Raw genomic sequence first — 16,946 nt, 5'->3', positions numbered from 1 at the left:
CCCCCGCACCGGGGGCACGGGCGCGGCCCGTACACGTAGAACAGCGGCAGCGCGGCGACTAGCGCCGCGCCACGCCCTCCGCCCGCGCGGCGGTGGCCACCGCGGCGGTGACCGCCGGGGCGACGCGCTCGTCGAACGGGGAGGGGATGACGTAGTCGGGGGCGAGCTCGTTGCCCACGACGTCCGCCAGCGCGTTCGCGGCGGCGATCTTCATGCCCTCGGTGATCCGGGTGGCGCGCACCTGGAGGGCGCCCGCGAAGATGCCGGGGAAGGCGAGGACGTTGTTGATCTGGTTCGGGTAGTCCGAGCGGCCCGTGGCGACGACCGCCGCGTACTTGTGGGCGACGTCCGGGTGCACCTCGGGGTTCGGGTTGGCCATGGCGAACACGAACGCGTTCGGGGCCATCGAGGCGACCGCGGACTCCGGGACGGTACCGCCGGAGACTCCGATGAAGACGTCGGCGCCGGCCAGGGCCGACTCCAGGGAGCCGGAGAGGCCCGCCTTGTTCGTCAGCTCGGCCAGCTCGCGCTTGACCGGCGTCAGGTCGTCGCGGTCCGTGCTCACGATGCCCTTGCGGTCGGCCACGGCGACGTCGCCGAGTCCGGCCTCCAGGAGGAACTTGGCGATGGCGACGCCCGCGGCGCCCGCGCCGGAGATGACGCCGCGCAGGTCGCCCAGGTCGCGCTTGGTCAGCCGGGCGGCGTTGCGCAGGGCGGCCAGGGTGACCACGGCCGTGCCGTGCTGGTCGTCGTGGAAGACCGGAATGTCCAGGGCATCCTGGAGGCGGCGCTCGATCTCGAAGCAGCGCGGCGCCGAGATGTCCTCCAGGTTGATCCCGCCGAAGGAGGGGGCCAGCCGGACGACGGTCTCCACGATCTCGTCGGTGTTGGTGGTCGCGAGAGCGATCGGCACGGCATCCACGCCGCCGAACTGCTTGAAGAGGATCGCCTTCCCCTCCATGACCGGGAGGGAGGCCTCCGGGCCGATGTCACCGAGACCGAGGACCGCCGTACCGTCCGTGACGACGGCGACGACGTTCGACTTCCAGGTGTAGTCGTTGACCAGCTCGGGCTGCTCGGCGATGGCGGTGCACACTTTGGCGACACCGGGTGTGTAAGCGAGGGACAGGTCGTCCTTGTCGCGCACGGGGACGGTGGCCTGGATGGCCATCTTGCCGCCCCGGTGGAGCGCGAAGGCCGGGTCGAAGGGCTCATCCAGCCCAGCGCCCGTACCGGTTTCGGGATTGACGATCTCCGCTGCCATGTTCTTTTACCCCTTAATTCTTCATCAGTTGAGGGTGGCCACTCCTGGTTGAGGAGGGGTGGGCGGGTCCGCGTCCGCGCCCTGCCCTGGACGGGTTGGCCCGCCCTGGCAGGGGGAGGTACGAACGCGCGGGCGCGCCGCACACGCGCCCTGGGCCCCGGATGAGGGGTGTAAGGGTCCTTCTTACCGGACCAGGCACTTCGACGACGAGTCCGTATCGGTGCCGTGACCGATTACGGGCAGCTCGCCGAGGCGATGTGGGATGACTCATGGCCCGATGTCGGAAAACGTACCCACAAGTCGTGGCCTTGTCCCCTTTCGCGGCTTGTGAGGTATCCACATCGCGAGATGGGCCGCAGATTCTCCGGTCCCTGAGCCAACTTCCCGCAGAAGGTCCGGCCTTGATGTACCGGCCCGAAGAGGCACGGGGATCACCCGTTATCTGATTTTGACATGAGTGACGCCCTTATTGACCGGGTCCGAATGGCAAGATGCCGTCATCACACCTGGTCGCACCCCGGTCGTCCCACCCAGAGCCGCGTGCTCGACCACCGCGCCCTGCCCGGAACCACCGGGCGAAATGCCTGGAGCAACCGGGCGAAATGCTCGGAAACAGTGCCCCGGGCACCCCGTACGTCACACCCTCATCTGCCGGAGGACCCCCATGACCGCACGCACCCCCCGCCGCAAGGCCGCTCGTTCCCGCATAGCAGCGGTCGGCGCGCTCGCGGTCGCCGGAGCCCTGGTGCTCACCGGCTGCGGCGACCAGACCGGCGCCGGCGACGGCGAGAAGAGCGGCGGCGGCGACAAGGCCGCCAATGGCAACGCGCTGTTCGCCAAGCTCCCCGAGGCAATCCAGAAGAAGGGCACGCTGGAGATCGGCACCAACGCCGAGTACGCCCCGATGGAGTCCAAGGAGGGCGGCCAGATCGTCGGCGTCGACCCCGACATCGCCACCGAGATCGGCAAGAAGCTGGGCGTCAAGGTCAAGTTCACCGACGCCAAGTTCGACACCCTGGTCACCGGCGTGAACGCGGGCCGCTACGACGCCGCGATGTCCTCCATCACGGACACCAAGGCCCGCCAGGAGGGCCTGGACGACAAGGGCAAGAAGCTGGGCGCGGGCGTCGACTTCGTCGACTACTTCGTCGCCGGCACCGCCGTGTACGTCAAGAAGGGCAACGCCGCGGGCATCAAGTCCTTCGACGACCTGTGCGGCAAGCCGGTCGGCGTGCAGATGGGCACCACGTACGAGACGGCCCTGAAGACGCTGTCGAAGAAGTGCACGGACGGCGGCAACAAGGCCGTCGAAATCAAGTCCTTCGAGAACGACACCGAGGCCCAGACCCGGGTGCGGGCGGGCGGCGTGGTGGCCGGCGTCAACGACTACCCGGTGGCGGTCGACCTGGCCCGCAAGGCCGGCGGCGGCAACACCTTCGAGGTCGTCGGCGAGCAGTTCGAGGCGGGCCCGTTCGGCATCGCCGTGGACAAGAAGAACACCAAGCTGCGCGACGTGCTCAAGGAAGCGGTCGACGCGATCATCAAGGACGGCACGTACAAGAAGGTGCTGGAGAAGTGGGGCGCCCAGACCGGCGCGATCGAGGCCGCGGCCATCAACAGCGGCAAGTAGTCCCGACTCGTCCCGGCCGGCGCACACCGCCGGCGCGCACCCCGCACTCCGCGGGCGTGCCCCGCGCGTGCGGTGCCCGCGCCGGCCGCGCCGTACCTCTGAGCACCACTGAAGGGCAGTCGTCATGACTGAGAAGTTCAGCAAGGAGCCCGCCGACGCACCCCCCGGCGGGTCCGCCGCCCCGGCGTCCACGGACAGCGGATCCTCGGCCCCGGCGGCCAAGGACAGCGGATCTTCCGCCCCGGCGGCCAAGGACGGCGGGTCATCCGCCCCGGCGGCCACGGCGGTCATCGCGTCCTCGCCCCCGGGCGAGATCATCAAGGCCATCCCCGTGCGCCACTACGGGCGCTGGGTCAGCGGCGTGATCGTCATCGCGCTGCTGCTCCTGATCGGGTACTCGTTCTCCCAGGGCGACATCCAGTGGAGCGCGGTCGGCGACAAGCTCTTCGACGACACCGTCGTCGCGGGCGCCGGACGCACGCTGCTGATCAGCGTGCTCGCCATGGTGATGGGCGTGGTGCTCGGCATCGTGCTGGCCGTGATGCGGCTCTCCAAGAACCCGGTGACCAGCGGTGTCGCCTGGCTCTACATCTGGTTCTTCCGCGGCACGCCGGTCTACCTCCAGCTGCTGCTGTGGTTCAACCTGGCGCTGATCTTCCCCGTCCTCAATCTCGGTCCGCTGTACAAGGACGAGATGACGGACGTGATGACCCCGTTCCTGTGCGCGCTGCTGGGCCTCGGCCTGAACGAGGCGGCGTACATGGCGGAGATCTGCCGGGCCGGCCTGCTGGCCGTCGACGAGGGCCAGACCGAGGCCTCGCAGGCGCTCGGCATGAGCCAGGCCAAGACGCTGCGCCGGATCGTGATCCCGCAGGCGATGCGGGTGATCGTGCCGCCGACCGGCAACGAGTTCATCAACATGCTGAAGACCTCGGCGCTGGTGTACGCGGTGACGTACAACGAGTTGCTGCGCTCGACGTCGGCGATCGGCTCGACGTCGTACGCCGTGATGGAGATGTTCTTCGTCGCGGCCATCTGGTACCTGGTGATGACGAGCGTCTTCAGCGTCTTCCAGTTCTACCTCGAGCGGCGTTACGCCCGGGGCTCGCTGCGCTCGCTGCCGGCCACCCCGCTCCAGAAGATCAAGGCAAACATGCTGAGCCTCAGCGGCAGGGGTGGAGTCCGATGAGCACCATGGTGAAGGCCGAGAACGTCCACAAGTCGTACGGCCACGTCGAGGTCCTCAAGGGGATCGACCTGGAGGTCGCCACCGGTGAGGTGTTCTGCCTGGTGGGCCCCTCGGGCTCCGGCAAGTCCACCTTCCTGCGGTGCATCAACCACCTGGAGAAGGTCAACGCGGGCCGGCTCTCGGTCGACGGCCAGCTGGTCGGCTACCGGCAGAAGGGCGACAAGCTGTACGAGCTGAAGGACAGCGAGGTCGCCCGTCAGCGCCGGGACATCGGCATGGTCTTCCAGCGCTTCAACCTCTTCCCGCACATGACGGCGCTGGAGAACGTCATGGAGGCGCCGGTCCAGGTCAAGGGCGAGACCAAGTCCGTCGCCCGCGAGCGGGCCGTGCGGCTCCTGGACCGGGTCGGCCTCGGCGACAAGGCGGGCAACTACCCCGCCCAGCTCTCCGGCGGCCAGCAGCAGCGGGTGGCCATCGCGCGCGCACTGGCGATGGAGCCGAAGCTGATGCTCTTCGACGAGCCGACCTCGGCGCTCGACCCCGAGCTGGTGGGCGACGTCCTGGACGTGATGCGCTCGCTGGCGGAGGAGGGCATGACGATGATCGTCGTGACGCACGAGATGGGCTTCGCCCGGGAGGTCGGGGACTCCCTGGTCTTCATGGACGAGGGCGTCGTCGTCGAGGCGGGACACCCGCGCGAGGTGCTGACGAATCCGCAGCACGACCGGACGAAGTCGTTCCTGTCGAAGGTGCTGTAGGGCTCGGGCGAGCCCCGGGGTGGTGCTCCTGTGGGGGCGGTACGGATCTCCGTACCGCCCCCACAGCCGTGCCCGGCCAACACCCCGCCGCCGCGCCTGGCCCACGCCCCCACCGCGTCTCCCGGCAGTCCCTACTTCACCGCGAGCACCAGGGAGTCCGAGGGCGAGGCCCACACCGCGCGGGCCTCCGCGAACCCGGCGGCGCGCAGGGTCGCCGCGTGCCAGTCCAGTGAGGGGGTCTCACCGTCCGCGTGCTCCCCGAAGATCGCGAACCGCTCGGCGGTCGGGCCGGCCAGCAGCTGGTCGGCGGCGGCCAGTTGCCACCACTGGGCCCAGTCCTTGACGCCGTCCGCCTTCGTCCGTTCCATCGCCGCGTGCCGCAGCGCGCGCTCGGCGGCGTTGATGCGGGGTGTGGAGGTGTCCTTCATCCGGTCCGCGTTCATGAACACCCCGCCCTCGCGCACGAGTTCACCGAGCTGCGAGTAGAGGGTGGCGAGCGGCCCCAGCTTCAGCCAGTGCAGGGCGGTGGCGGTAAGTACCGCGTCGTACGTCTCGTACGGGAGCTTGGCGCGCCACTGGGGGTCCATCAGGTCGGCCGTCACGAACTGCACCCGTGCGTCCCCCTCGAAGGTGCCGCGCGCGATGGTCAGCAGTGCGGGATCGAGATCGACACCCGTGCTGGTCGCCTCGGGGAACCGCCGGAGCAGCCTGTCCGTGATACTTCCCGTACCGCACGCGAGGTCGAGCACCCGGGCCCTCGGCCCGACGCACGCCTCCACCATGTCGAGCATCACCCTGAACCGCTCCTCGCGGTCGGGCATGTACCACTCCTGCTGCCGGTCCCAGCCCGTCTGCCAGGCCTGCCAGTCAGCGCCACCGTCCGCCGCACCGCTCACGGCACCCGACATGGAAACCACCCACTCTCGTAATACCCTCGACCTCGAACCGCCTATTACTTAGACGCTCGCGCCGAGACTAGACCGCCCCAGTAAGGACTACAAGTGGAACTGGCCTATTACGCGGACTACGCCGTACGCCTGGTGAACAGCGAGGAGCCGGCCCGCAACAAGGACGCCCTGACCACCGTGGAGGCCGTACGCGACCTGTTCGGTGCCAACCAGCAGGCGGCGCGGCGCGCGACCGACGCGGACGTCACCCGCTTCCGGTCGGTACGGGCCCGGCTGCGCGCCGTCTTCGAGGCGGCCGACACCGACGACGAGACCCTCTCCGTCGACCTCCTGAACTCGCTCCTGCTCGAATTCCCGGTGAGCCCGCAGATCTCGGGGCACCAGACCCGCAAGGACGACGGCCGCCCCGACTGGCACATGCACCTCGCCGACCACCCCTCGAACGCGACCGCGGGCTACGCGGCGATCGCGACGATGGGCCTGGCCTTCCACCTCACCGAGCACGGCGCGGACCGGCTCGGCCTGTGCCGGGCACTGCCGTGCCGCAACGCCTACCTGGACACCTCGACCAACCGCTCCCGCCGCTACTGCTCCGACCGCTGCGCGACCCGCGCGAACGTCGCCGCCTACCGGGCCCGCAAGCGCCTGGAGACGGAACGGTCCGCCAGCACCGGCCGCACCGCCGACACCAGCCACGAGACCACCGTCCCCACCGACCGCTGACGCCCCGCCTGCACCGGCCGGTACCTGCCGCGCACCCGCCCCAGCACCAGCGAGGGCGGCACGGGCCCGAAGGCCCGTGAGTCGACCACCTCGGCGTCCGGGTTGTCCCCGAGCACCCACCACCCTCCCTCCCTGCGCTCGACGACCCGCTTCACGACCAGCAGGTCCTGCTGCAACGGGTGCCGCATGATCACCACGTCACCCGGCCGGACCTGCGTGCCGTAGTGCACCAGCGCCCGGTCCCGGTGCAACAGCGTGGGCACCATCGAGTGCCCCGTCACCTCGGCGATTCCGAACGGCGCCCCTGCCTCCTGCCCCGGGGGCGGCGGCTCCCGGAACTCCGTCCCCGAGGCCGGCGGCTCGCGCTGCTCCAGCCCCGAGGCCGGCGACTCGCACCGCTCCAGCCCGTCCCGCGCCCGCCCGCTCTCCGTCATCTGCGGCACCTCCCGGTTCCTGTTCCCACCGCCCCCTGGTCCCATAGTGACCCGGGACTTTTGACGTAAGCCCATGGGGGCACTCGCGAAAAGCCCTTCCTCACGGAGTAATCTCCCCCTTGAGAAGACGATCACGAGGAAGGATGCGATGCACATGCTCTCCCGCCTGTTCGCCCCCAAGATCAAGGTCAGCGCCCACTGCGACCTCCCCTGCGGTGTGTACGACCCCGCCCAGGCCCGTATCGAGGCGGAGTCGGTCAAGGCCGTCCAGGAAAAGATGGCCGCCAACGACGACGCGCACTTCCAGGCGCGCGCCGTCGTCATCAAGGAGCAGCGCGCGGAGCTCGCCAAGCACCACGTCTCGGTGCTGTGGAGCGACTACTTCAAGCCGCCGCACTTCGAGAAGTACCCGCAGCTGCACCAGCTGGTGAACGACACCCTGAAGGCCCTCTCGGCCGCCAAGGCGTCCACGGACCCGAAGACCGGCGAGAAGGCCCTTGAGCTCATCGCCGAGATCGACCGCATCTTCTGGGAGACCAAGAAGGCCTGACGCCTCCTCCGTCCCGGCCGGGCCCCACGCCCTGCCGCGCTCGGTGACCGCACCCGGTCTGACCGCACCCGGTCCGCAGTCCGCCCCTCGGGGCGTTCCTGGCGGGCCGGGTGCGGTCTTTGGCGGGCCGGGCGGGCTGCTCCGGGCGGGCCTCACGCGCCCTGGCGCCCGGGGGCACCCGCGGCCGGACTTGGAAACCTTTTGGTGCTCGCCGTACGTTGACGCCCGGGCGGGGGCGCGGTGGATCACGGCGCTCCGGGATGCCTGCGGCGCGAAGGGCGCACGGCACGGGACGGCGAGACGCAGATGGAGACCACGGTGGCAGCGACGGTGCGGGACAGCGGTGCGGCGGCCACGCGGACACCGTCGTGGGCGGCGGCCGGGCGAATACCGTACGACCGGGTGTCCGTACTGCGGCGCCGGCTGCCCGGGCCCAGGGCTGTCGCCTGGTCGGTGACCGGTCTGTTCTTCGTGCTGTACGCCACGGTCGCCGTTCTGCGCAACAACCGCATGCTCAACGCCGGTTTCGACCTCGGCATCTTCGAGCAGGCCATCGCCGCCTACGCGCGCGGGCAGGCTCCGATCGTCGAGCTGAAGGGGCCGGGGTTCAACCTCCTCGGCGACCACTTCCACCCGATCCTGGTGCTCGTCGCGCCCGTCTACCGGCTCTTCCCGAGCGGGGTCACCCTGCTCGTCGTGCAGTCGGCGCTGCTCGCGCTGGCCTGTTTTCCGCTGACCCGGTGGGCGCACCGCGCGGTCGGGCCCGTCGCCGCGCTGGTGGTGGGGTGCGGTGTCGGGGCGTCCTGGGGGGTCGTGTCGGCGGCGGCGAAGGACTTCCACGAGATCGCGTTCGCGGTGCCTCTGCTGGCGTTCAGCGCGGTCGCGCTGGGGCAGCGGAGGTGGTGGGCGGGGGCGCTGTGGGCGACGCCGCTGCTGCTGGTCAAGGAGGACCTCGGGCTCACCCTCGCCGCCGTCGGCGCGTACATCGGCTGGCAGGCGCTGCGGGAGCGGCGGGCCGCGCGGCCCGCGACACCGCCCGCCGGTACCCGTTCCCGTCTTCTGCTGGGAGCGGGGGTGGTGGTTCTCGGAGTGGCGGGCACCGCGGTGGAGATGCTGGTGCTGCTTCCCGCGATGAATCCCAGTGGCGCGTTCGCCTACTGGAACCAGATACCGGGCGACGGGGCCTCCCCGTCGGGGAACGTGCTCCAGCTCGCCCTGGGTGTCCTGTGGCCGCCGATGAAGTGGCTGCTGCTGCTCATGCTGGCGGCGCCGGTCGCCTTCGTCGGCGTGCGTTCGCCGTTGCTGCTGCTCTGCGTGCCGACGCTCGCGTGGCGGTTCGTGGCGGGCAACGAGCACTACTGGCAGCCCGGTTTCCACTACAGCGCGATCCTGATGCCGGTGCTCTTCGCGGGTTTCGTGGACGTACTGAGCCGTCGCAAGGACCTGCTCAGCGGTCCGCGGCGCCGCCGGGCACTCGCCTTCTCGGCCGCCTTCACCGCGGTGACCGCGGCTGTCTACCCGCTGCACGACCTGGTCCTCCCGTCCTCCTGGCAGACCCCCCGCCATGTCACCGTGGCCCGCGAAATCCTCGATCTCATCCCGGACGGCGACACGGTGGCGTCCTCCAACCGCCTTGCCCCGATGCTCACTTCACGCACCACGGTGAGCCTGGTCTGCTACGGGACGGGACCCGACCCCGCCCACCCGACAGCCCTTCCGGCCGATCCGCCGCGCTGGGTGGTCTCGGACCGCACGGACCCGACGGTCAAGGTGCCCTGCCCGACCGCCCGTACGGAACAGATGCTCCGGCTCTACCGCGAGCACGGCTACGTCGAGGTGACGGAGCGGGACGGCATCACCCTCCTGCGCAGGCCGTAGCCCGCAACGGCGTCCCGCACCCCGGCCGCACCGGCGTCCCGCACCCCGGCCGCACCGGCGTCCCGCGCCCCGGCAGCCGCACCGGCGTCCCGCGCCCCCGGCCGCAACGGCTACCCGCCCCCGCCACCCCTGCGTCACAGCCCCGCCACAGCCTCGTCATGGCTGGTCAACCGGGGTGTACAGGCCTCCGCCCCACGGCAGAATCGGAGCCATGCGCATGCCACGTACCGCCGCCGCGGCCCTCTTCCTGGCCGTCCTGGCCACCCTGACCACCGCCTGCTCGGCCGAGCCCCACGACGGCCCGCCGCCCAGCCGCCCCACCGGCGCCGCCACCCCGGTGGCCACTCCCACGCTCAAGGCCAAGAGCCCCGCGGCCCGCGCCTGCGCCAAAGCACTCGGCGACAAGCTGACCGACCGGGCCGACCCCAAGCGGGACATCGTCAAGCCGCCCGTCTGCGACGGGCTGTCGAAGGGCGAGTACGGCCAGGAGTACGCGGACGCCGTACGCAAGGCCAACTCGGTGGCCGACATCCTCCAGGACGGCAAGGTGCCAGGAGAGGGCGCGAAGCAGTAGCCCGGCGGCGGGTGACGACCGCCGCCGGAGAGAGAAGTTCCGGGTGCGCCACGCATGACCCCCTTACCCCGGGGCACGCGTCCGTACGAGGGCCCTGCCACGTTCCCCCGTCGTGGCGGGGCCCTCCTGTGTGTGCCTCAGCTCCGGCCCACGCGCCGGGGGGTTACGCCGGCGCCGCCTCCAGCAACGGGCTCCCCGCCCTGCGCAGCCACTCCCGGTATCCCTCCGCGCGCAGTGCCGCGTCGCGGTAGGCCGTTTCCAGGTCCTCGTACAGCAGGGGGAACTCCGGCAGGCCCGGCCTGGCGGCCAGGAGCAGGCGTACGCCCAGGGGGTCGTCGCGCAGGGGGCGGATGGCCATGTCGTCGCGGGGGCCCGAGGTGGGCTGGCAGGGGGCGACCGCCTCGCCGATCACGATGAGGGACGAAGCGGTCAGGTAGTCGCCGTGCAGTAACGGGGGGTTGAGACCGGCGGCGGCCAGGACGCGGCGCAGACCGTCGCGTTCACCGTCGACGCTGGGGTCGACCATCCAGCGGTCGGCGGCCAGATCGGCGAGGTCGACCACGGGAGCGGCGGCGGCCGGGTGGTCGACGGCGAGGGAGACGAACTGGGGCTCCCGGTCGAGGAGTACGCGGATCTCCAGGCCGGGCGGCAGCCGCAGCGGGCACCCCTCCACCTCGTGCACGAACGCCACGTCCAGCGAGCCCGCCGCCACCATCCGCAGCAGCGTGTTGGCGGAGACGTCGACGTGGAGGGTGGTGTCGGTGTCCGGGAGGCGCAGCCGGAGTCCGCGCAGCCAGCCGGCGACGACCCGGCTGGCCGTGGAGCCGATGCGCAGAGTGGGCCCGCCCTGCGTGCTGAGGGCGGCTTCGGCGCGGGTCTCCGCGATGAGCGCGCTCATGCCGTCGACCAGGGGGCGGGCCCTGCTGAGCAGGGTCTGGCCGAGCGGGGTGGGGCGGCAGCCGGTGCGGCGGCGGGAGAAGAGCTCGGCGCCAAGCGAGTTCTCGATGCGGCGCAGCTGGGTGGTCAGGGAGGGCTGACTCATGCCCAGCACGCGGGCTGCCTTGTGCAGGCTGCCCGCGTCGGCGATCGCGCACAGCGCACGAAGGTGTCTCACTTCGAGCTCCATGGGCCAGAGAGTAGGACGGGCCATGCGGCGGCACCAGATGCCTCCGGAAAGCGGAGCCGGCAGGTGGCTTGATCTGTACGGGGGTTGGCGGACGGGCCGGGGGCGTGGGGTGGTGGACGGGCCGGGCGTGAGGTGGCGGGCGGACCGGGGCCTGAGGTGGCGGACGGACCGGGGCGTGGTCGGCTCCCGTGTTGGCGGGCCCGTTGAGCGGAGTTCACCGGGGGGATGTCACCGGGCTATCACCGTTTGACATCATCCCCGGCTGCCCGCGGCTCCTCCACACTCTCCCCAGTCCCACTCGCAAGTCCCCATCCCCAGCCCGGACCCCACCGGGCACGGACCAGCAGGGAGACCCCCCACATGAGATTCCCCCGCACCCTTCTCGCCACCGCCGCCGGTCTCGGCCTCGCCGCGGTCGGCGCGGCCCCCGTCGCCAACGCAGCTCCCGCGGGCCAGGCTTCGGCGCCGGCCGCCGCGTACTCCGCGTACGAGCAGTCCAAGGAGAACGCGGCCGCGACCAAGGCGTTCCAGCAGGCCGTCTGGAAGGAGGTGGCCAAGCAGCGGGCCGCGAACCCGGGCATCCAGGTCGTCACGGTGCGCTACAACGCGTCGAGCGCGCCGTCCTTCCGTACCCAGATAGCCCGTTCCACCCAGATCTGGAACAGCTCGGTCACCAACGTGAAGCTCCAGGAGAGCACGTCCGGCGCCAGCTTCAGCTACCGCGAGGGCAATGACCCGCGCGGCTCGTACGCCAGCACCGACGGGCACGGCCGCGGCTACATCTTCCTGGACTACCGGCAGAACCAGCAGTACAACTCCACCCGCGTCACCTCCCACGAGACCGGTCACGTCCTCGGTCTCCCCGACCGCTACTCCGGCCCGTGCAGCGAGCTGATGTCCGGCGGCGGCCCCGGCCCCTCCTGCCAGAACGCCACCCCGAACGCGCAGGAGCGCGCCCGGGTCAACCAGCTGTGGGCCAACGGTCTCGCCGCCGCGATGAACTCCGCACGGTGACGGAAGAGCGCTGCCACGCACGCTGACGCGCGCAGGGTGACACGCACGCTGACGCGCGCACGGTGACAGACGCACGCTGAGCCACCCCACGGGCACCCCTCCGCCGCCGGCCGAAGCGGCGGAGGGGTGCCCGTGCGTGTGCGGGGCGGCATGCGCGCAGGGGGCGCGGAGCTATGTGGTCAGCCCGTCGGGGCCACCGGCTGCGGTGGCCTGAAGTCGCCCTGCACGTGGATGAGCGCGGCGGCCGGCGGCGGGAAGGGGCCGCGGTGGCCTGTGCCCGTCGCGCCGTCCGGACGGCGCTCGAAGTCCGGGCAGCGGTGGGTCTCCTGCACGGAGCCCGCGCGCCGGTCCCACAGCAGGGCGACGCCCTCCGCGCCCTCGGCCGCGCGGTAGGCGTCCTTGGCGTCGCGGAAGCAGCCGAGTCCGCCGAAGAGCGGGGTCGCGGTGGCCGGGGAGTAGTCGGAGAAGGCGCACGAGAGACAGGACTTGAGGTAGGAGCCCGGCGACAGCTGCCGTTGGATGTCGGCGAGGGCGGCGGCGAATCCGCTCGCGGCGAGCCCGGACTCGTACTGCGCTCCGTCGAAGTACAGGGCGAGCCCGAGGTGCAGACGGTCCGGTCCCGGGCCGCCGGCCGGGTCGGGGCGGCCGAGGGTGAGCAGGCAGCGCAGGGCGGCCCGGTGGACCGTTCCGGCGTCGTACACCGGCATCGGTATGTCCCACTCCAGTACGCAGCCGCACAGCGCGCCCTCGGCGCTCAGGGTGAAGCCGGCCTCGTCCGGGGGCGGTTCGGCCGTCGGCAGCAGCGCGTCGAAGCTGGTGCCGGTGAACTCGACGTCCCTGATGCGGGCACGCAGAAGGTGCCCGTCGGTGCTGATGGCGAGGGCTTGGGTACCGGTGCGATCGCGGTACCAGCCGACCCATGACTCTCCTGTCATGGGCGGGACTTTAGTGCTTCGGCGAGGGCCGCCGATCAAGGACGGCCACCGCGGCGCACTGCCGGCGGCGGCCGCCCCGGCCCGGGGTCACCGGACCTTGCGGTACGTCGAGACGATCGCACCGTTGTCGAAGGTCCGGCAATCCGCCAACTCGTAGCGGCGCGGGGCGAATCCGGCGGACGCCATGGGCACGCCGGAGCCGACGAGGAGCGGGTACGTCTTGATGATCAGCTCGTCGATCTCGTCGATCAGCCGGCCGGCGATCTCGCCGCCGCCGCAGAGGTAGATGCCGAGTCCGCCTTCCTCGGCCTTCAGCTCGCGCACCTTGCCGACCAGGTCTTCCCGGATCAGCTCGACGGCCGGGTCCGGGTACGCGGTGAGGGTGCGGGAGGCGACGTACTGCCGCAGGTGCGCGTACGGGCTGGTGACGCCCTGGTCGTACGCGACCTGGTTGCTCCTGCGGCCCTGGATGACGGTGTCGAACCGGGTCAGCGGCCTGTCATGGATGCCGAAGTGCTTGCGGGCGAGGGTGGGCAGGGTGTCGGCGAACTCGTCGCACATGAAGCGGTGGTACTCACCGCTCGCCAGTTGCTCGAAGAACGCGCCGTCGCCGGTGTCCGGGTGGCCGATGAAGCCGTCGAGGGACGTGGCGATGTAGTAGGTGAGCTTGCGCAAGCGGGTCAGCCCTTCAGCCGGGAGTAGGTGAGCACGGTGGTGCCGTTGGCGAACGTCCTGGTGGAGTCGAGTGCGAAGGAACGCACGTCGAACCCGGCGGTGAAGAGCCGGACTCCGTCGCCCAGGACGACCGGGTAGAGCTTGAGGACGATCTCGTCGATCTCGTCGAGGAGCTGGCCCGCGAGGTGGCCGCCGCCCGCGAGGTAGATGCCGAGTCCACCTTCCTCGGCCTTCAGCTCCCGTACCTTCGCGGCGACGTCGCCGGACACGAGCTCGACGTCGGGCGACGGGGAGGGGCCGGCCTCGGCGAGGCTGCGGGACACCACGTACTGGCGCAGGTGCGCGTACGGGCTGGGAAGGTCGATGTCCAGGGCGGCCTGGTAGGTGGTACGGCCCTGGAGCATGGTGTCGAAGTGCGTGTTGGGCCGGTCGTCGGCCCCGAAGTGCCGGCGGATGTGGGTCGGAATGCACTCCGGGTACTCGCCGATGAGGAAGTCCTTGAGGAACTCCTCACTGACCGGGTACGCGTCGATGCTGAGGTCGGGGGCGGCGATGAAGCCGTCGATGGACATACCGACGAAGTACGAGAGCTTGCGCAAGCGAGATCCTTTTCACGGGGAATCCGGGAGTGTGGCAGGCGTCCGCCCGAACCACGACAGCTATAGTGCTTCAGGTGTAGTGGTTGTGCAAGCCTTTTCCGCGGGAAGATCGGAAGGCTCCGGTGAGACTCAAGTCAGGAAGTGGAAACCGCCCATGGCCAGGAACCCCGAACGCAGGACCGCACTGCTGGACGCCGCCATCGAGATGCTCGCGGCGGAGGGGGCGCGTGGGCTGACCTTCCGCGCGGTGGACGCCCGCGCGGGCGTGCCCACCGGCACCGCGTCCAACTACTTCGCCGACCGGGACGCGCTGTTCGGGCAGATCGCGGGCCGGGTGCACGAGCGGATGACGCCCGACTCCGCCGCGTTCGCCGGTCTGCTGGCCCGCGAGCCGTCCCGGGAGCTGGTCAAGGACTTCATGCACGAGCTGGTGCGCCGGATCAGCGCGGAACGCTCCGGCTATCTGGCGCTGCTGGAGCTGCGGCTGGAGGCCACCCGGCGGCCGGCTCTGCGCGAGGCGCTGACCCGGACGCTGGGCGGCGACTTCCAGGGGAACGTGCAATTCCACCAGGAGAGGGGGCTGCCGGGCGACGCCGAGGACATGCAGGTGCTGTTCCTGGCGATGACCGGGCTGCTGCTCGAACACTTCACGCTGCCCGACGTCATGACCGGCTCCCCGGAGGTGCTCGACGCGCTGGTGGAGCGGGTGGTGGAGCGCATCATCCCGGAGAAGTAGCGGTCCCCTCGGCGGCCCCGAGGTGGCGTCCGCGACGTGGCGTCGCCGAAGCGCTGCCCCCGAAGCGATGCCCCCGACGTGGCCCCCGAAGCGGTGTCCCCGACCTGGCGTCCCCCCGCCGGACCGGAGAAGCACGGACCGCTCAGCCCCGCGGGGCCCGCCACATCGGGTACATCAGCGGCCCGCCGTCCGGCAGCCGCAGCGGCGTCGCGTGGTCGTCAAAGCCCAGGCGCCGGTACAGCTCGCGGCTGCGGGCGGTGCTCGCCTCCAGGTACGCGGCCCGCCCCTCGCGGTCGCAGCGCTCCAGCACCGGGTCCAGCAGCGCCGAGCCCAGGCCCTCGCCCTGCCGGTCCGGGTCCACGCCGATCATCCACAGATAGGCGTGCGCCTCGTGGTGCGGGTGGAGCTTCGCGGGGAGATGGGCGATCAGCTCGATGCGTTCGTTGTCCGGGTCGACGGCGGCGCGCAGCCGGGCGGCACCGTCGTCGGCCTCGGGCTCCCCCGCCGGGATGTCCAGCCACAGGGCCGCGGCCGCACCCTCGTCCGCCAGGTCCACCCGCCCCTCGGCGAGCACGAGGTCGACGAAGGTCCCCATCATCAGCGGGTGCGCCCGTTCGCGCTGCTCGGGCCCGGGGAAGATCCAGGAGCTGACCGGGTCTTCCCGGAACGCCCTGTGCAGCAGGTCCCGCACCACGTCCCGGTCCGCCTCGCCGGCCTGCCGTATTCGTACGCCCATGCCCGTCTCCGTCTCCGTAACCCGCAACTGTCGTCACTGATCTTAGAGTTGACGGCACGGAACGGCCGGGGCTTGCGGTAAGGCGGCAGCGGTACGAGGGCGGGCCCGGCGGGAGTGTCCCGCCGGGCCCGCACCATGAACCCGTACCGCGACTACGGCCTCAGCGCGTGCGCCGGGTGACGAACTCCGCGAGCGCCAGCAGTTCGTCCGCCGCCCCCAGGTCCGGCACCGCCCGCGACAGGTGCTGCACCGCCCTGGCCATCCGGTCCGCGGCCTGGCTCTGCGCCCAGTCCCGGCCCCCGGCCCGCTCCACGGCGTCGGCGGCCCTGCGCACCGCGGCGGCGTCCATGGCGGGGCCCCGGTAGAGCTCCGCCAGTTCCTCGGCGGCCGGTGAGCCCGAGGCCATCGCCGCCACCACGGGCAGCGACTTCTTGTGGGCGGCCAGGTCGGCCCCGGCGGGCTTGCCGGTGTGCGCCGGGTCGCCCCAGATACCGATCAGGTCGTCGATCAATTGGAAGGCGAGGCCCGCCTCCCTGCCGAACGCGTCCAGTGCCTCGACCTCCTCCTCCCCGGCCCCCGCGTACAGCCCGCCGAGCGCGCACGCACAGCCCAGCAGGGCGCCCGTCTTGGCCTCGGCCATGGTCAGGCACTCGTCGATGGTGACGTCCTGCGGCGCCCTGTTCTCGAACGCGCAGTCCGACTGCTGGCCCGCGCACAGCTCGATGACGCAGGCGGCGAGCCGGGCGGCGGCCTTGGCGGAGGCCGGGTGCGGGTCCTCGGCGAGCAGTTGCAGCGACAGGGCGCACAGGGCGTCCCCCGTGATGATCGCGTCGGGTATGCCGAAGACCGTCCAGACGGTGGGCCGGTTCCTGCGGGTCGGGTCCTCGTCGATCACGTCGTCGTGCATCAGGGTGAAGTTGTGCGCCAACTCCACCGCCGCTGCGGCCCGTACGGCCTGCTGCGGGTCGCCGCCGAGCGCCTGGGCGGCGGCCAGGACGAGGGCGGGCCTGATCGCCTTGCCCGTCGTCCCGTCGTCCGGGGTGCCGTCCGCCTGCTCCCAGCCGAAGTGGTAGCGGGCGATCCGGCGGACCTGTCCGGGCAGCGACTCGACCGTTGCCCGGAGGCGGGGGTCGACGGCCGCCCGGGTACGGGCGAGGAGATCCGCCGCCCCTTCCGCGCCGCCTCCCTGGCTGCCCGTCGCGTGGATCGTGGTCATG

General features: G+C 71.4%; 18 protein-coding genes. 9 read left to right on the top strand and 9 right to left on the bottom strand.

The features are described 5' to 3' along the window. Nucleotides 1–58 precede the first annotated feature (58 nt). A complete protein-coding gene (locus tag ACFWVV_RS34060; protein WP_384356954.1) occupies nt 59–1,264 on the bottom strand; it encodes an NADP-dependent malic enzyme in 1,206 nt (401 codons plus the stop codon). Nucleotides 1,265–1,928: 664 nt separating this feature from the next. On the opposite strand from ACFWVV_RS34060, the gene ACFWVV_RS34055 reads away from it, so the two are divergent. From ACFWVV_RS34055 to ACFWVV_RS34045, 3 genes are all read left to right on the top strand, one after another. Beyond that, nucleotides 1,929–2,894: an ABC transporter substrate-binding protein gene (locus tag ACFWVV_RS34055; RefSeq protein WP_384356956.1), complete on the top strand. Its 966-nt coding sequence runs from the start codon at nt 1,929–1,931 to the stop codon at nt 2,892–2,894. A 124-nt stretch (nt 2,895–3,018) separates the two neighbouring features. Continuing rightward, the gene (locus tag ACFWVV_RS34050) at nt 3,019–4,083 is read left to right on the top strand and encodes an amino acid ABC transporter permease (RefSeq protein ID WP_384356958.1); all 1,065 of its coding nucleotides are present in this window, start codon (nt 3,019–3,021) and stop codon (nt 4,081–4,083) included. Then, a complete protein-coding gene (locus ACFWVV_RS34045; RefSeq protein WP_384356961.1) occupies nt 4,080–4,841 on the top strand; it encodes an amino acid ABC transporter ATP-binding protein in 762 nt (253 codons plus the stop codon). The genes ACFWVV_RS34050 and ACFWVV_RS34045 overlap by 4 nt, the downstream gene beginning before the upstream one ends. Nucleotides 4,842–4,972: 131 nt before the next feature. Here ACFWVV_RS34045 and ACFWVV_RS34040 read toward each other — a convergent pair whose 3' ends face one another. Further along, nucleotides 4,973–5,749, bottom strand: a complete 777-nt coding sequence (locus ACFWVV_RS34040) for a class I SAM-dependent methyltransferase (RefSeq protein WP_384356964.1) — start codon at nt 5,747–5,749, stop codon at nt 4,973–4,975. 93 nt (nt 5,750–5,842) lie between these two features. On the opposite strand from ACFWVV_RS34040, the gene ACFWVV_RS34035 reads away from it, so the two are divergent. Further along, a complete protein-coding gene (locus ACFWVV_RS34035; RefSeq protein WP_384356967.1) occupies nt 5,843–6,472 on the top strand; it encodes a CGNR zinc finger domain-containing protein in 630 nt (209 codons plus the stop codon). On the opposite strand, the gene sodX is transcribed toward ACFWVV_RS34035, so the two are convergent. Further along, nucleotides 6,376–6,762, bottom strand: a complete 387-nt coding sequence (sodX, locus tag ACFWVV_RS34030) for a nickel-type superoxide dismutase maturation protease (protein ID WP_384357048.1) — start codon at nt 6,760–6,762, stop codon at nt 6,376–6,378. The genes ACFWVV_RS34035 and sodX overlap by 97 nt on opposite strands. A 298-nt stretch (nt 6,763–7,060) precedes the next feature. Between sodX and sodN the strand changes: the two genes are divergently transcribed. The 3 genes from sodN to ACFWVV_RS34015 all read left to right on the top strand — a co-directional run bounded on the left by sodN (nt 7,061) and on the right by ACFWVV_RS34015 (nt 9,908). Further along, nucleotides 7,061–7,456, top strand: coding sequence for a superoxide dismutase, Ni (gene sodN / locus ACFWVV_RS34025; RefSeq protein ID WP_384357051.1), 396 nt, complete (start codon nt 7,061–7,063; stop codon nt 7,454–7,456). Between the two features lie 318 nt (nt 7,457–7,774). Continuing rightward, nucleotides 7,775–9,334 (top strand): DUF2079 domain-containing protein, encoded by a 1,560-nt coding sequence (locus ACFWVV_RS34020; RefSeq protein ID WP_384356970.1) that lies wholly within the window; start codon nt 7,775–7,777, stop codon nt 9,332–9,334. A 211-nt stretch (nt 9,335–9,545) separates the two neighbouring features. Beyond that, entirely contained in the window at nt 9,546–9,908 is a 363-nt protein-coding gene (locus ACFWVV_RS34015; RefSeq protein WP_384356973.1) for a hypothetical protein, read from the top strand. Nucleotides 9,909–10,071: 163 nt separating this feature from the next. On the opposite strand, the gene ACFWVV_RS34010 is transcribed toward ACFWVV_RS34015, so the two are convergent. Further along, nucleotides 10,072–11,034 (bottom strand): LysR family transcriptional regulator, encoded by a 963-nt coding sequence (locus ACFWVV_RS34010; RefSeq protein WP_384356976.1) that lies wholly within the window; start codon nt 11,032–11,034, stop codon nt 10,072–10,074. Between the two features lie 360 nt (nt 11,035–11,394). Between ACFWVV_RS34010 and snpA the strand changes: the two genes are divergently transcribed. Then, nucleotides 11,395–12,048: a snapalysin gene (gene snpA, locus ACFWVV_RS34005; RefSeq protein WP_384356979.1), complete on the top strand. Its 654-nt coding sequence runs from the start codon at nt 11,395–11,397 to the stop codon at nt 12,046–12,048. Between the two features lie 179 nt (nt 12,049–12,227). Here snpA and ACFWVV_RS34000 read toward each other — a convergent pair whose 3' ends face one another. The 3 genes from ACFWVV_RS34000 to ACFWVV_RS33990 form a co-directional block, all read right to left on the bottom strand. After that, nucleotides 12,228–12,983, bottom strand: a complete 756-nt coding sequence (locus tag ACFWVV_RS34000) for a DUF6304 family protein (RefSeq protein ID WP_384356982.1) — start codon at nt 12,981–12,983, stop codon at nt 12,228–12,230. Nucleotides 12,984–13,070: 87 nt separating this feature from the next. Further along, entirely contained in the window at nt 13,071–13,658 is a 588-nt protein-coding gene (locus tag ACFWVV_RS33995; RefSeq protein ID WP_384356985.1) for a dihydrofolate reductase family protein, read from the bottom strand. Between the two features lie 5 nt (nt 13,659–13,663). Further along, entirely contained in the window at nt 13,664–14,257 is a 594-nt protein-coding gene (locus ACFWVV_RS33990) for a dihydrofolate reductase family protein (RefSeq protein WP_384356988.1), read from the bottom strand. A 154-nt stretch (nt 14,258–14,411) separates the two neighbouring features. On the opposite strand from ACFWVV_RS33990, the gene ACFWVV_RS33985 reads away from it, so the two are divergent. Continuing rightward, the gene (locus tag ACFWVV_RS33985; protein ID WP_384356991.1) at nt 14,412–14,993 is read left to right on the top strand and encodes a TetR/AcrR family transcriptional regulator; all 582 of its coding nucleotides are present in this window, start codon (nt 14,412–14,414) and stop codon (nt 14,991–14,993) included. 142 nt (nt 14,994–15,135) lie between these two features. Here the strand turns inward: ACFWVV_RS33985 and ACFWVV_RS33980 are convergent, their stop codons facing one another. Next, nucleotides 15,136–15,729 (bottom strand): GNAT family N-acetyltransferase, encoded by a 594-nt coding sequence (locus ACFWVV_RS33980; RefSeq protein ID WP_384356994.1) that lies wholly within the window; start codon nt 15,727–15,729, stop codon nt 15,136–15,138. A gap of 160 nt (nt 15,730–15,889) precedes the next feature. Next, entirely contained in the window at nt 15,890–16,945 is a 1,056-nt protein-coding gene (locus ACFWVV_RS33975) for a family 2 encapsulin nanocompartment cargo protein polyprenyl transferase (protein ID WP_384356997.1), read from the bottom strand. Nucleotide 16,946 lies beyond the last annotated feature (1 nt).

This window comes from Streptomyces sp. NPDC058663 (assembly GCF_042716745.1).
Classification (GTDB): domain Bacteria; phylum Actinomycetota; class Actinomycetes; order Streptomycetales; family Streptomycetaceae; genus Streptomyces.
This window is presented reverse-complemented; position numbering and strand designations above follow the sequence as displayed.

Excerpts from the sequence above, each read along its gene's own strand:
- ACFWVV_RS34015 (WP_384356973.1), top strand. The coding sequence starts at position 9,546 with ATGCGCATGCCACGTACCGCCGCCGCGGCCCTCTTCCTGGCCGTCCTG.
- ACFWVV_RS34000 (WP_384356982.1), bottom strand. The coding sequence starts at position 12,983 with ATGACAGGAGAGTCATGGGTCGGCTGGTACCGCGATCGCACCGGTACC.
- ACFWVV_RS34010 (WP_384356976.1), bottom strand. The coding sequence starts at position 11,034 with ATGGAGCTCGAAGTGAGACACCTTCGTGCGCTGTGCGCGATCGCCGAC.
- ACFWVV_RS33985 (WP_384356991.1), top strand. The coding sequence starts at position 14,412 with ATGGCCAGGAACCCCGAACGCAGGACCGCACTGCTGGACGCCGCCATC.
- ACFWVV_RS33980 (WP_384356994.1), bottom strand. The coding sequence starts at position 15,729 with ATGGGCGTACGAATACGGCAGGCCGGCGAGGCGGACCGGGACGTGGTG.
- snpA (WP_384356979.1), top strand. The coding sequence starts at position 11,395 with ATGAGATTCCCCCGCACCCTTCTCGCCACCGCCGCCGGTCTCGGCCTC.
- ACFWVV_RS33975 (WP_384356997.1), bottom strand. The coding sequence starts at position 16,945 with ATGACCACGATCCACGCGACGGGCAGCCAGGGAGGCGGCGCGGAAGGG.
- ACFWVV_RS34050 (WP_384356958.1), top strand. The coding sequence starts at position 3,019 with ATGACTGAGAAGTTCAGCAAGGAGCCCGCCGACGCACCCCCCGGCGGG.
- ACFWVV_RS34060 (WP_384356954.1), bottom strand. The coding sequence starts at position 1,264 with ATGGCAGCGGAGATCGTCAATCCCGAAACCGGTACGGGCGCTGGGCTG.
- ACFWVV_RS34055 (WP_384356956.1), top strand. The coding sequence starts at position 1,929 with ATGACCGCACGCACCCCCCGCCGCAAGGCCGCTCGTTCCCGCATAGCA.
- sodN (WP_384357051.1), top strand. The coding sequence starts at position 7,061 with ATGCTCTCCCGCCTGTTCGCCCCCAAGATCAAGGTCAGCGCCCACTGC.
- ACFWVV_RS34040 (WP_384356964.1), bottom strand. The coding sequence starts at position 5,749 with ATGTCGGGTGCCGTGAGCGGTGCGGCGGACGGTGGCGCTGACTGGCAG.
- ACFWVV_RS34045 (WP_384356961.1), top strand. The coding sequence starts at position 4,080 with ATGAGCACCATGGTGAAGGCCGAGAACGTCCACAAGTCGTACGGCCAC.